The organism is Rhizobium centroccidentale, assembly GCF_030182565.1.
In the GTDB taxonomy this organism is placed as follows: domain Bacteria; phylum Pseudomonadota; class Alphaproteobacteria; order Rhizobiales; family Rhizobiaceae; genus Rhizobium.
Genome location: NZ_JAQJCG010000006.1, coordinates 223546 through 237336, shown reverse-complemented (window position 1 = coordinate 237336; position 13791 = coordinate 223546). Strand labels below are relative to the sequence as shown.

Below are 13791 nucleotides of genomic sequence, written 5' to 3'. Positions count from 1 at the left end.
TCAGGCTGTTCTGATTTAATCCGATTTGCGCAGAGAATAAATCAAAAAGGCGGCGGCGAACGACTCGCCCCCGCCACACATGCATCTGAAAACGTCGAAAAAACGGCGATTACTTGGCAACAAGGCCTTCGCGCTGAGCGCGCTTGCGAGCAAGCTTGCGAACGCGACGAACAGCTTCAGCCTTTTCGCGAGCACGCTTCTGCGACGGCTTTTCATAGTAGTCGCGCATCTTCATTTCGCGGAAAATACCTTCGCGCTGCATCTTCTTCTTGAGAGCGCGGAGAGCCTGGTCGACATTGTTATCGCGGACAAGTACCTGCACGAGAATCACGTTCCTTTGGTTTGGTTGATGCCAGCGGCGACGGCAACGCCAGGAGGCAAAAAAATAACGTTCGCGCGGCCGCAGCCTTGCGATTGGTTAGGCGAGATAGCAGATCGGTTTGTCAAAGTCTAGCCAGATCGTGAGTTTGCAGAGGAAAAAGCTAGTTGTCGAGTACCGAATTCAGTCGGTGGCGCCTGCGACGCTTCGTCGAAGCTGTTGATTAAGCGATTGGCGGACGCCGATCTTTGCGACATCGACATGCTTATGTGAGTATTTCAGATCACAATCATTCGTGCGCTGCGGCGATTGCGCCATCTCAGCAATTGTTCGCGAAAGAGGGGGAATCGTTTTATGAAATCGCTCGACCTTGCTGTCGTCGGGAGGCCGCTCGCAGCGCTTATGCTGGCCATCGTTGTTCTTGCTGGGGCGCTTGGCTCCGCCACAGCCGGTGAAGTGCGGCTTGGCAAGAATGTCCGTATCGGCGGCCACGACTTTTCCAATCAGACCTTCGACAGCAAGCATCGTGCGAGGATCTATCTTTACAATGGAAAGCCACGAAAAGAGGGATGTGTCTGGCGTAAGGATGGTCATGGCGGGCGGGTGAAGGTCTGCCATCTGCAGCGCAAATAAAATTGCTAAGAGGCCTTAAGCGCGGCAGCCGGGAACGCGGCAATTTTAACCGTGTCGAAAGACGGTCCTGAATGCGTCGCAAAAGAGCCGTTGTGTCGGTTTTCGATTTGCGATTTGTATGACCCACAAGAAGGGCGTCTTGCCTGAAGGAGTTGAGGGCGAATGCGTAAATACTCGGTTTTTGCCGTGGCACGGGAAGCGATGCGGGCTCACAAGGGCTGGGAGGCTCAATGGACCTCGCCGGAGCCGCGCAAGGAGTATGACGTCATCATCGTCGGCGCCGGCGGTCACGGCCTGGGCGCAGCCTACTATCTCGCCAAAGAGCACGGCATCACCAATGTTGCCGTCATCGAAAAGGGCTGGCTCGGCGGCGGCAATACCGGCCGCAACACGACCATCATCCGCTCGAACTATCTCTATGAAGAGAGCATGCATATCTATGAGCATTCTATGAAGCTCTGGGAGGGGCTGTCTCAGGATCTTAATTATAATGTCATGTATTCGCCGCGCGGCGTGATGATGCTGTCGCACAATGTGCATGACCAGCAGTCCTTCAAGCGCCATATCCACGCCAACCGTCTCTACGGCATCGACAATGAATGGCTGACGCCGGAGCAGGCCAAGGCTTACTGTCCGCCGCTCGATATTTCGAAGACAGCGCGCTATCCGATCAACGGCGCTGCCCTGCAGCGTCGCGGCGGCACGGCGCGTCACGATGCAGTTGCCTGGGGCTTTGCCCGCGCCGCTTCCGATCGCGGCGTGCACATCATCCAGAATTGCGAAGTGACCGGCATTCGCCGCGGGCCGGATGGCCGTGTCACCGGCGTCGACACGAGTAAAGGCTTCATTGGTGCGAAGAAAGTCGGCGTGTCGGCAGCCGGCCATACCACCGTCGTCATGCAGATGGCCGGCGTGCGCGTGCCGCTGCAGTCGAGCCCGCTGCAGGCGTTGGTCTCCGAGCCGCTGAAGCCGATCTTCCCCTGCGTCGTCATGTCGAACACGGTGCACGCCTATATCTCGCAGTCCGACAAGGGTGAGCTCGTCATCGGCGCCGGCACGGACCAGTATAATTCCTACAGCCAGACCGGCGGGTTGCAGATCATCACCCATACGCTGGATGCGATCTGCGAGCTCTTCCCGATGTTTCGCCGCGTGAAGATGATGCGCTCCTGGGGCGGCATCGTCGACAACACGCCGGACCGTTCGGCAATCCAGTCGAAGACGCCGGTACCCGGGCTCTATGTCAATTGCGGCTGGGGTACGGGCGGCTTCAAGGCGACGCCGGGTTCGGCCAATCTCTTTGCCCATCTGATTGCCCGCGACGAGCCGCATAAGTTCAATGCCGGCCTGACGCTGGATCGCTTCCGCACCGGCCGTCTGATCGATGAGGCGGCGGCAGCCGCCGTGGCACACTGATGTCGGCCGCGGTCGGGATCGTTCTTGCCGCAGGGCTTTCCCTACCGGTCGGAGCGATCGCGACCGAAGTCAACGATCTCGTTCCAGGGGTCAAGGATTTTCGCATGCAGGTGATTCACAAGGCGAAGGATGAGACCGACTGGCCCTTCGTGGCCGAAAGCGGCGTGATTGCCTGCGCCAAGGTGCTGAACAAGCCGACGGTCTATTTCGTGCCGGACCAGACGCCCGAGGCGACCAGAGCGTTTGCGATCGACACCGACCTGCTGGGCATGAGCCTGGTCAATCTGGGGATGACCAACGTGCTGAAGCCATATGGATCGCTGGAGGCGCTGCTGAAGCGCATAACACCTTTCGTCACCATGGGACGGCAGCTTTGTGAGCAGCCTCCCGGCACAAGCCTTACAGGCTCCGAGCTTTAACACAGGTAGAAAACAATGCTGCTGATTTACTGCCCCTATTGCGAGGAAGAGCGTTCGGAACTCGAATTCCGCAACGCCGGTGACGCGCATATCGCGCGGCCGGCCAATATTGCCGGGATATCGGATGAAGAATTCGAGGAATATTTCTTCCTGCGCGACAATCCGAAGGGGCTGATCTTCGAGCGTTGGCGGCACATCCACGGCTGCGGCCGCTTCTTCAATGCGGCGCGCGACACGGTAAGCGATCACTTCTACCGCACTTACAAGGCGGGCGAGCCGAAGCCGGATCCGGCGACGCTCAAGCCTGGCGCGGCCGAACCGGTGGCGCAGGAACAGAACGAACAAGAACAGACGGCACAAACACAGGGATTTGCTGAATGAGCGGCGCCAATCGTATCGCGGGCAAGGGACGTCTGACGCCGGCCAGAACCGCTCGCTTCACTTTTGACGGCAAGGCCTATACCGCGCTCGAAGGCGATACCGTCGCCTCGGCGCTGCTTGCCAATGGCGTCCATCTCGTCGGCCGGTCCTTCAAGTACCACCGTCCGCGCGGCATCTTGTCGGCCGGCGCCGAAGAGCCGAACGCGCTGCTCGATATCTCGCGCGATGCAGCGCGGCGTCAGCCGAACGTCCGTGCCAGCGTGCAGGAAGTCTTCGACGGCATGAAGGCTCAGTCGCAGAACCGCTGGCCGTCGCTTGCCTTCGATATCGGTGGCGTCAACAATCTGATGTCGCCCTTCTTTGCCGCCGGCTTCTACTACAAGACCTTCATGTGGCCGAAGTCGGCCTGGAAGCATATTTACGAGCCCTTCATCCGCCGTGCCGCCGGCCTCGGCGTCGCGCCGACGGAGGAGGATCCGGATCACTATGCCAGCCGCTATGCGCATTGCGACGTGCTCGTCGTTGGTGCGGGCGTTGCCGGTCTTTCCGCGGCGCTCGCCGCTGCCGAAACCGGCGCCAAGGTCATCCTCTGTGATGAACAGCCGGATGTCGGCGGCGCGCTGCGCTTCGATACCGGCATCAAGATCGACGGCGTCGAGGGCTATGAGTGGGCGCAGGTGACCTTCGCCAAGCTCAAGGCGATGCCGAATGTGCAGGTGCTGACCCGCACGACCGCCTTCGGCTACTACAACCATAATTTCTTCGGCCTTGCCGAACGGGTGACCGATCATCTGGCGAAACCCGGCCGCGACCTGCCGCGCGAACGCTTGTGGCAGGTCCGCGCCAAGCGCGCCATCCTGGCGACGGGCGCTATCGAGCGCCACATGGTGTTTCCGAACAACGACCGCCCGGGCATCATGCTCGCCTCGGCCGCGCGTGCCTATCTCAACCACTATGGCGTCGCCGTCGGTGCGAAGATCGGCGTCTACACGGCGCATGATTCGGCCTATGAGGCCGCCTTCGATCTCAAGCGTGCCGGTGTCTCCATCGCTGCCATCGTTGACAGCCGCGCGCGGCCCGGCGAGGCGGTTCTCGCCGAAGCAAAGCGGCTCGGCATCGAGGTGCTGACCGACTATGCCGTCGTCGATACATCAGGCAAGCTGCGCGTCTCCTCCATGACCGTCTCGCGCAACGGCAGCTCCGCCACCCGCAAGATCCCGGTGGATGCCCTGCTGGTTTCGGCGGGTTGGACGCCTTCCGTTCATCTCTTTTCGCAGTCGCGCGGCAAGCTGAAATTCGACGCCGAGAAGCAGCGTTTCCTGCCGGGTACCTATGTTCAGGATTGCCTTTCCGTCGGTGCTTGCAATGGCACGGACGGGCTGCAAGCCGCGATCGAGGAATCGCTTGCCGCCGGCGAGCTGATGGCGCGCGCGACTGGCAGCACCAATGGCGGCGAGAAGATCCAGCTCCACGCCGAGCAGGCTTTCGAATGGACCGGCGGTATGATCGGTGCGGCCGAAGGCGCGGGACCGGATACGAATGCAAAAGCTTTCGTCGATTTCCAGCACGATGTCTGCGCCAAGGATATTCGTCTTGCCGTGCGCGAGGGCATGCATTCCATCGAGCATATCAAGCGCTTCACCACCAACGGCATGGCGTCCGACCAGGGCAAGCTTTCCAACATGCACGGGCTTGCGATCGCCGCCGAAATGCTCGGCAAGGATATTCCGCAGGTCGGTCTCACCACCTTCCGTGCACCCTATACGCCGGTTACCTACGGCACGCTGATCAGCCATTCGCGCGGGGCTCTCTTCGATCCCGCCCGCAAGACGCCCATGCATGCCTGGGAAGAGGCGCATGGCGCGATCTTCGAAGATGTCGGCAACTGGAAGCGCGCCTGGTTCTATCCGCGTGCCGGCGAGACCATGCACCAGGCCGTCAATCGCGAGTGCCGCACGGCGCGCGAAGTCGCCGGCGTATTCGATGCCTCGACGCTCGGCAAGATCGAAGTGGTCGGGCCGGATGCGGCGGAATTCCTGAACCTCCTCTACACCAATGCCTGGGATACGCTGAAGCCCGGCCGCTGCCGCTACGGCATCATGACCCGCGAAGACGGCTTCGTTTATGACGATGGCGTCGTGGGGCGCCTGGCCGAGGATCGGTTCCATGTGACGACGACAACCGGCGGCGCGCCGCGCGTGCTGCATCATATGGAAGACTATCTGCAGACCGAATTCCCGCACCTGAAGGTGTGGCTGACCTCGACCACCGAGCAATGGGCTGTTATCGCCGTGCAGGGGCCGAAGGCGCGCGAGATCATCGAGCCGCTCGTCGAAGGGCAGGATCTCTCAAACGAAGCCTTCCCGCATATGAGCGTTGCCGAGTGCAAGGTCTGCGGCGTGCCGGCACGGCTGTTCCGCGTTTCCTTCACCGGTGAAGTCGGCTACGAAATCAACGTGCCGGCCGATTACGGCCAGTCTGTATGGGAAGCCGTTTGGGCTCGCGCCGAGCCTCTGGGTGCCTGCGCCTACGGCACGGAGACAATGCATGTGCTGCGCGCCGAGAAGGGCTATATCATCGTCGGCCAGGATACCGATGGCACGGTGACACCCGACGATGCGGGCCTTGCCTGGGCTGTCTCCAAGAAGAAGACCGATTTTGTCGGCATTCGCGGCCTGAAGCGGCCGGATCTCGTCAAGGAAGGCCGCAAGCAGCTCGTTGGCCTCGTCACCCGCGATCCGAAGGTGGTGCTGGAGGAGGGCGCACAGATTGTCGCCGATCCGAATGAGCCGAAGCCGATGACCATGCTTGGCCATGTCACTTCGGCCTACTGGTCCGAAAATCTCGGCCGCTCCATCGCCTTCGCGCTGGTGGCCGGCGGGCGCGAGCGCATGGGCAAGACGCTCTATGTGCCGATGCCCGACAAGACGATTGCTGTCGAGGTGACGGATCTGGAGTTCTTTGACAAGGAAGGAGGCCGGATCAATGGCTGATCTCGCTACCCGCAAACTGCCGCTCGCCGGTCGCCACGGCGGTTCCTCGACCGTCCGGCTGACGCCAGCCGCTCCCGCAAACCGCATTTCGCTGCGCGCACCTGCCGATTCCGTCCATAGTCTTTCACAGGCGCTTGGCCTTCAGCTGCCGACTCGACCGAAAACCTCGGCCAGCGCCAATGGACGTCATGCCCTGTGGCTCGGCCCGGACGAATGGCTCGTCATCGATGAAAACGGTGCCGAGCTGGTCGGCGTGGCTGCATCGTCCGGTGTGCTGCATTCGGCGACCGATGTCTCACATCGCAATACCGCGGTCATCGTCTCCGGTCCCGGCGCGGAAGCAACGCTTGCCGCCGGCTGCCCGCAGGATGTTTCGCTGAGCGCATTCCCCGTCGGCGCTTGCTCGCGCACGCTGCTCGGCAAGGCGGAAGTGGTGATCTTGCGGCTCGACGAGGAGACATTCCGCGTCGAGGTCTGGCGCTCCTTCTCCGATTATGCTTTCGGCCTGTTGGCCGAGGGTGCGGAGGATGCGGGTCTTTAACCCTCTTCCGGCCGATCCTTCGGGTCGAACTGCGATATGGTCGTCCATGTCGCAGTTAGTGCTGGTTTGCGCTCGTTTTCGATCTCGACGGTCACGTCGTAGGTCAGCATCAGCATATTGGCGCCGCGCAGCCGCGTTTCGGCGAGTGTGAAACGTCCTCGCACCCGCGCTCCGCACTTGACCGGCGACATGAAGCGGATCTTCTCGAAGCCGTAGTTGATGCCCAAGATCTGTTCGCGGATCTTCGGCAGAGCGCTGTAGTTCATTGCCGAGAGCAGCGAGAGTGTCAAGAAGCCGTGGGCAATCGTGCCGCCATAGGGCGTTTCCGCCTTGGCGCGTTCGGGGTCGACGTGAATGAATTGGTGATCAAGCGTCGCATCGGCAAAGGTGTCGATCATCGTCTGGTCGACGGCAATCCAATCGGAGACGCCGATCTCCGTTCCCACCAATTTCATGATCTCAACAAGCGAAATTTCGCCAGGCATGCCATCCTCGTCAGTCTGTGTCGTCAAAACCCTTTCTGGCGAATCGAGACTGAAAGTGCAACCGCGATCAAGTTTCCAGAAAGAACGCGACGGACCGGGCGGAAATGGTGATCTGCCCTCCGGCTAGGGTTTCGCCTGCCGTCGTCAGCAGAGACCAGGTGCCGTTCTCGGAAGCCGGCAATGTGACGGCGTGTTCCTCTGCGGCGCGATTGAAGACCATAGCGAGCCGCGTCGAGCGGTTCGTCGTCCGGTCCTCTGTTTGCAGCGCCATGCCAAGCACGGCCGCTCCGGGTGCTTCCCAATCCGGCACGGTCATCGGCGCGCCTGCGGCTGAGAACCAAAGCACGTCGCCATCGCCGCGAAAAAAGTCCATCTGGCCAAAGGCGGTGAAGCGGCGACGCAGGCCGGCGAGCCATGCGGTATGGCCGATCAGTTCCTCGTCCAGCAGTTTCCAGTCTACCCAGGTGATAGTGTTGTCCTGGCAGTAGGCATTGTTGTTGCCCTGCTGGCTACGCCCGCCTTCATCGCCTGCTGTCAGCATGATCGTGCCGCGCGCCGCAAAGAGCGTCGACAGCATGGCTTCGATATCGGCGCGGCGCTTGGACTGGATCGCCTGATCGTCAGTTTTTCCCTCGATGCCGTTGTTCCAGGAGAAGTTTTCGTTGTGGCCGTCGCGATTGTTCTCGCCATTGGCCTCATTGTGCTTGTTCTCGTAGGAAACGAGGTCCATCAGCGTGAAGCCGTCATGGGCGGCGAGGAAGTTGACGCTGCGTGTCTGCGTCCGCCCGTCACGGCCAAAGATGGAGGAGGAGCCAGCGAGGATCGTTGCCAGATCGCCGATGCCGGCATCGCCGCGCCAGAAGCGGCGCAGGTCGTCGCGGGCACGGTCGTTCCATTCGAGGAAAGGTGCCGGGAAGTTCCCGAGCTGATAGCCGCCGGGACCGATGTCCCAGGGTTCGGCGATCATGATGCGATCCTGCAGCACTTCGTCCGCCAGCATGGTGCGAAGCGTCATGCTTTCCGGATCGAAGCCCTTGCCGTTGCGTCCCAGCACGGTGGCGAGATCGAAGCGGAAGCCGTCGATACCGGCATTGCGGACAAAATGGCTGAGGCTGTCGATGATGAGCTTTCGCGTTGCCGGCTGGTCGCAGGCGACGGTATTTCCCGTGCCGGTATCGTTGACCAGTGTGCCGGGCTGGTCCGGCAGGTTGCGGAAATAGGTGGGGTTGTCGAGGCCGCGCAGGGATAGCGTAGGGCCTTGGCGGTCGCTTTCGCCGGTATGGTTGAAGACGAGATCGAGGATGATGGCGATGCCATCGGCATGAAGAGCGGCGACCGTCTCGCGCAGCTCCTTCATGCCGCCGGGTACGAGACGCGGGTCGAGCGCCATGAAGGCGACGGGGTTGTAGCCCCAGCCATTGGCGAGGCCAAGCGGCGGCAGGTGCCGTTCATCGATCCATGCGGTGATTGGCATCAGTTCGACGGCGTTCACCTGCAAGCGCTTGAGATGCGCGATGATGGAGGGATGGGCGAGGGCGCCGAGCGTGCCGCGCTTCTCAGCCGGCACATCCGGATGCAGCATGGTGAAGGGTTTGACAGCGATTTCATAGATCAGGCCGCCGGGCTGAAACAGAGGCTTGGCCAGCTTGACGGCAACGTCGCGCGAGACGATCGCTTTTGGCATCAAGTCCTGCGTGTTCGCGCCGAAGATCCCCAGGCGCGGATCGTAGCGAAACGGCCGGTCTATTTCCCTTGCATAAGGATCAACCAGCAGTTTGGAAGGATCGAACCACAGGCCTTGGTCGGGATCGTATGAACCATAGGCGCGCAAGCCGTAGCGCGTGCCTTCCCCGGCATCTCTAACAAAGAGTCGATGCTCATCGCCGTCGCGGGCGAGCGGAAGACGCGCGATTTCCTTGTGGCCCTCGGCGTCGAACAGACAGAGGTCTATCCGCTCGGCATGTCTGGAATAGACAGCAAATTCAACACCCGAGTCGGTGAGGGTCGCGCCAAGGCTGCGGGTTGTCGGTTCTGACATGTCTCGCGGGCTTTCCGGATCGCTGGAGATTGTTCCCTCTCCCCGCCTGCGGGGAGAGGGCTAGGGTGAGGGGCAGAGCGTTCGGCAATTATGCAGTCGCGGCGAATTTCGAGAAGGCCCTTCATCCGACCAGTCGCTGCTTCACTTCGTTTAGCTGCTCCTGGCCACCTTCTCCCCGCATTGTGAGGAGAAGGAGCTTAAAACCTAAAACTCAGGTAATAACCGTCGGTGCGTCACGGCCGGTGCGGCCCTTGATGTCGGCGATATCCTGAGCGGCGGTGATAAGATCGGCCAGCGCTTCCTGGGTCTCGATATTGTGACGGGTCGAATCGGGCTCATAACGCTCGATGTAAACGCGCAGCGTCGCGCCCGTCGTGCCGGTGCCGGAGAGGCGGAAGACCACGCGCGAGCCGCCTTCGAAGAGGATGCGGATGCCCTGATGCTGGCTGACCGACTTGTCGACAGGGTCGTGATAGGCGAAATCGTCGGCGGCGGAAACGGTGAGATCGCCGATTTTCGTGCCCGGCAGCGTCGGCAGCTTTTCGCGCAATGCTGCAATAAGACCGTTGGCAGCATCGGTATCGACGCCTTCATAGTCGTGGCGGGAATAATAGTTGCGGCCATAGGCGGCCCAATGCTGCGTCACGATATCGATGACGCTCTCGCCGCGCACGGCAAGGATGTTCAGCCAGAGCAGCACGGCCCAAAGACCGTCCTTTTCGCGGACATGGTTCGAGCCGGTGCCGGAGCTTTCCTCGCCACAGATCGTCGCCATGCCGGCGTCGAGCAGATTGCCGAAGAATTTCCAGCCGGTCGGCGTTTCGTAGATGCCGACGCCGCGCTTTTCTGCAACACGATCGGCGGCGCCGCTTGTTGGCATGGAGCGGGCAATGCCGGCGATGCCATGCGAATAGCCGGGAGCGAGGTTGGCGTTGGCCGCCAGGATCGCCAGGCTGTCGGACGGTGTGACGTAGATGCCCTTACCGATGATGAGATTGCGATCGCCGTCGCCGTCCGATGCTGCGCCGAAATCGGGCGCATCGTCGCTCATCATGTCGTCGTAGAGCTCCTTGCAGTAAACGAGGTTCGGGTCCGGATGATGGCCGCCGAAATCCGGCAGCGGCAGGAAGTTGCGCACCGATCCATCCGGAGCGCCGAGGCGGATCTCGAAGATTTCCTTCGCATAGGGGCCGGTGACGGCACTCATCGCGTCGAAGCAGATACGGAAGCCGAGGCTGATCAGGTTGCGGATGGCACCGAAATCAAACAGCTCCTCCATGAGGGCCGCATAGTCTTCGACCGGATCGATGACCGAGACGATCATGCCGCCCACGTCCTCGCGGGCAATGCGGTCGAGGTTGATATCCGGGAAATCTGATATCTTGTAGCTGTCGATCACCTTGGAGCGCTCATAGATGGCGTCGGTGATCTTTTCGGGCGCGGGGCCGCCATTGCCAATGTTATACTTGATACCAAAGTCTTCCGTCGGGCCGCCGGGATTATGGCTGGCCGACAGGATGATGCCGCCGAAGGCCTTGTACTTGCGGATGATGTTGGAGGCTGCGGGCGTCGAGAGGATGCCGCCCTTGCCGACCATCACCTTGCCGAAGCCGTTTGCGGCCGCCATCTTGATGGCCTTCTGGATGACTTCGCGATTGTAGTAGCGGCCATCGCCACCGATGACCAGGCACTTGCCCTGATAGCCTTCCAGCGAATCAAAAATCGACTGGATGAAGTTTTCCGCGTAGTTCGGCTGCTGGAATACGGGAACCTTCTTTCGCAGGCCCGAAGTGCCGGGTTTCTGATCCGCGTAGGGGGTAGTCGGTACAGTTTTAATCATCGGGTTAAGCGCCTCTCGAGACTAGACTGGAGTAGAGAGCGGCGTAGCGTTCTGCGCTCCTGCCCCAGGATACGTCGGATTTCATGCCCTGCTTTTGCATCTGCGTCCAGACCTTTCGATCCGGGAAAAGATGCATGGCACGGCGTACGGCCTGCAAAAGCCCCTCCGCGGTGATGGGCGAAAATTGAATGCCGGTCGCGACCTTTGCCTGCAGCGCGGCATGGTTGGCGTCGATAATCGTATCGTTCAGCCCACCCGTTCGCGCAACAATCGGCAGGCAGCCGTAGCGTAAGCCATAAAGCTGCGTGAGGCCACAGGGTTCGAAGCGCGAGGGAATGATTATCGCGTCGCAGCCGGCCTGCATCAGATGCGACATAGGCTCGTTGTAGCCGGCCGAAACGCCGACACGGCCGCGATGACGGCCGGCTGCGGCAAACAGCGCGCCTTCCAGCGCCGCATCACCTGCGCCGAGAATGGCAAGCTTGCCGCCCATGTGGACGATCTCGCTGGCAGCTTCAGCCAGAAGGTCCATGCCTTTCTGCCAGGTGAGCCGGCTGACGACGCAGAATATCGGACCGTCATCCTCGTCCAGGCCGAAATGCTCGACGACCCGATGGCGATTGATGGCGCGATCCTTCAGCGTCGCCGCGCTATAGGTCTGGGCGATCATAGGATCGGTCGCAGGATTCCAGATGCCGTCGTCGATGCCGTTGACGATGCCGTAGAGATTGTAGGCCTTGCTGGCGATGACGCCTTCGAGGCCCATGCCGAATTCCGGCGTCAGAATTTCCGCGGCATAGGAAGGGCTGACGGTGGTCAGGGCATGTGCCGTCTGCAGCCCACCTTTCAGGAAGCCGACATCGCCGTAATATTCGATGCCTTCCATGGAAAAAGCGTGGGCTGGCAGACGCAGGCCCGGGAAGATATCGGCGCCGAACTGGCCCTGGAATGCGATGTTGTGGATGGTCAGTACGCTCGGCAGCTCCGGCGTGGGATAGTAGCGCATGTAGACCGGCACCATGGCTGACTGCCAGTCATGCGCATGCACGAGATCCGGCCGCCAGCCGGGCAGGAGGCCGGTGGCAATTTCCGCGCCGGCCAGCGAGAGCGCGGCGAAACGCCGCCAGTTGTCGGGATAGTCCTTGCCCGTCGCATCGACATAGGGGCCGCCGGTGCGGCTGTAATAGGCCGGTGCGTCGAGCACGAGGAAGGAAATGCCTGCGTGCTCGACTTCGAGAATGGTGGCTGCCTCGCCAAGAAGATCCGGAAGCTCCAGACGGGCAACTGGATCGCGAATGGCTTTCATGACCGCAGGATAGCCTGGGATCAGGGTCTTGGTTTCGACGCCATAGGGCTTCAGTGCAACAGGCAGGGCGCCGACCACATCGGCCAGCCCCCCTGTCTTGATCAAGGGGAAGACTTCGGACGAAACCGAGAGAACCTTCATAGGTTACAAATCCAGCTTGTCGATCATCGATTGGGTGATCAGGCAGATACCGCTGTCCGTGCGGCGCCAGCGTTTGGCATCCAGTTCCGGATCCTCACCAACCACCAGGCCCTCAGGAATGGTCACGCCATGGTCGATGACGACATTCTTCAGCTGTGCGCGGCGGCCGATCTTGACGCTCGGCAGCACGACAGCACCTTCCAGCTTTGAGTAGGAATTGGCGCGTACGCCGGTAAAGAGCAGGCTGTTGTAGAGGCTGGCACCGGAAATGATGCAATCGCCGGCGACGACGGAGGAAACTGCCGAACCGCGGCGGTCTTCGTCGTCATGGACGAACTTGGCCGGCGGGCTGATTTCCGCATAGGTCCAGATCGGCCAGGACTTGTCGTAGATGTCGAGCTCCGGCACCACGGCGGTCAAATCGATATTGGCCTGCCAGTAAGCATCGATCGTGCCGACGTCGCGCCAGTATGCTTCGCGCTCGAAATCGGAGCGGACGCAGGACTGCGCGAAGCGGTGGGCGACGGCTTTGCCGTTCTTGACGATATAGGGGATGATGTCTTTGCCGAAGTCGCGGCTGGAATTAGGGTCGGCCGCATCGCGCTTCAGGCATTCGATCAGGAATTTCGTGTGGAAGACATAGATGCCCATCGAGGCGAGCGCGAAATCGGGATTGCCGGGGATGCCGGGCGGATCGGCCGGCTTCTCGACGAAATCTATGATCCGGTCCTTGTCGTCGACATGCATGACGCCGAAGCCGACAGCTTCCATTCGCGGCACTTCCAGGCAGCCGATGGTGACATCAGCGCCGGAATCGACGTGCTGCTGCAGCATCCATTCGTAGTCCATCTTGTAGATATGGTCGCCGGCGAGGATGACCATATATTCCGGACCATAGGGCTCGATGATGTCGATGTTCTGATAGACGGCGTCCGCCGTGCCCTCATACCATTGCGTTTCCGAAACGCGCTGCGAGGCCGGCAGGATGTCGAAGCTTTCGTTTCGTTCGGGGCGGAAGAAGTTCCAGCCGCGCTGCATGTGGCGGATCAGCGAATGCGCCTTGTATTGCGTGGCGACGCCGATGCGGCGAATACCGGAATTGAGTGCGTTTGACAGCGCGAAATCGATGATCCGGGTCTTGCCGCCGAAATAGACGGCTGGCTTGGCACGGCGGTCGGTCAGTTCTTTCAGGCGGCTGCCGCGTCCCCCGGCAAGAACGTAGGCCATGGCATCGCGTGCCAGCGGCTGAAAACGTTTTTCTACCATTTTTATTCCTCCC

General features: G+C 61.0%; 12 protein-coding genes. 5 read left to right on the top strand and 7 right to left on the bottom strand.

Annotated features, from left to right (window positions below; genetic code table 11):
* Positions 1-109: 109 nt before the first annotated feature.
* Both rpsU and PH562_RS11140 read right to left on the bottom strand, forming a co-directional pair.
* Positions 110-322 carry a 30S ribosomal protein S21 gene (rpsU, locus tag PH562_RS11145; RefSeq protein ID WP_004117638.1) on the bottom strand — a complete coding sequence of 71 codons (213 nt, stop codon included), beginning with the start codon at positions 320-322 and terminating at the stop codon, positions 110-112.
* A gap of 180 nt (positions 323-502) precedes the next feature.
* The gene (locus PH562_RS11140) at positions 503-844 is read right to left on the bottom strand and encodes a hypothetical protein (RefSeq protein WP_285173006.1); all 342 of its coding nucleotides are present in this window, start codon (positions 842-844) and stop codon (positions 503-505) included.
* 270 nt (positions 845-1114) lie between these two features.
* Between PH562_RS11140 and PH562_RS11135 the strand changes: the two genes are divergently transcribed.
* From PH562_RS11135 to PH562_RS11115, 5 genes are read left to right on the top strand one after another with little or no spacing between them, the layout of a single operon-like run.
* Complete coding sequence (locus PH562_RS11135) at positions 1115-2368, top strand: sarcosine oxidase subunit beta family protein (protein WP_113230790.1); 1254 nt, start codon at positions 1115-1117, stop codon at positions 2366-2368.
* Positions 2368-2787 (top strand): hypothetical protein, encoded by a 420-nt coding sequence (locus PH562_RS11130; RefSeq protein ID WP_285173003.1) that lies wholly within the window; start codon positions 2368-2370, stop codon positions 2785-2787. Before PH562_RS11135 ends, PH562_RS11130 begins: the two co-directional genes overlap by 1 nt.
* A gap of 15 nt (positions 2788-2802) precedes the next feature.
* A complete protein-coding gene (locus tag PH562_RS11125) occupies positions 2803-3168 on the top strand; it encodes a sarcosine oxidase subunit delta (protein ID WP_113230788.1) in 366 nt (121 codons plus the stop codon).
* Positions 3165-6161, top strand: coding sequence for a sarcosine oxidase subunit alpha (locus tag PH562_RS11120; RefSeq protein ID WP_285173001.1), 2997 nt, complete (start codon positions 3165-3167; stop codon positions 6159-6161). Before PH562_RS11125 ends, PH562_RS11120 begins: the two co-directional genes overlap by 4 nt.
* Complete coding sequence (locus PH562_RS11115; protein ID WP_285173000.1) at positions 6154-6702, top strand: sarcosine oxidase subunit gamma; 549 nt, start codon at positions 6154-6156, stop codon at positions 6700-6702. Before PH562_RS11120 ends, PH562_RS11115 begins: the two co-directional genes overlap by 8 nt.
* On the opposite strand, the gene PH562_RS11110 is transcribed toward PH562_RS11115, so the two are convergent.
* From PH562_RS11110 to glgC, 5 genes are all read right to left on the bottom strand, one after another.
* Entirely contained in the window at positions 6699-7187 is a 489-nt protein-coding gene (locus tag PH562_RS11110) for a MaoC family dehydratase (protein WP_285172999.1), read from the bottom strand. The genes PH562_RS11115 and PH562_RS11110 overlap by 4 nt on opposite strands.
* 67 nt (positions 7188-7254) lie before the next feature.
* Positions 7255-9225 carry a glycogen debranching protein GlgX gene (gene glgX / locus PH562_RS11105; protein WP_285172998.1) on the bottom strand — a complete coding sequence of 657 codons (1971 nt, stop codon included), beginning with the start codon at positions 9223-9225 and terminating at the stop codon, positions 7255-7257.
* 211 nt (positions 9226-9436) lie between these two features.
* Positions 9437-11065, bottom strand: coding sequence for an alpha-D-glucose phosphate-specific phosphoglucomutase (locus PH562_RS11100; protein WP_113230783.1), 1629 nt, complete (start codon positions 11063-11065; stop codon positions 9437-9439).
* A 4-nt stretch (positions 11066-11069) separates the two neighbouring features.
* Positions 11070-12512 (bottom strand): glycogen synthase GlgA, encoded by a 1443-nt coding sequence (gene glgA, locus PH562_RS11095; protein ID WP_285172996.1) that lies wholly within the window; start codon positions 12510-12512, stop codon positions 11070-11072.
* A gap of 3 nt (positions 12513-12515) precedes the next feature.
* Entirely contained in the window at positions 12516-13778 is a 1263-nt protein-coding gene (gene glgC, locus PH562_RS11090; RefSeq protein WP_285172995.1) for a glucose-1-phosphate adenylyltransferase, read from the bottom strand.
* Positions 13779-13791 lie beyond the last annotated feature (13 nt).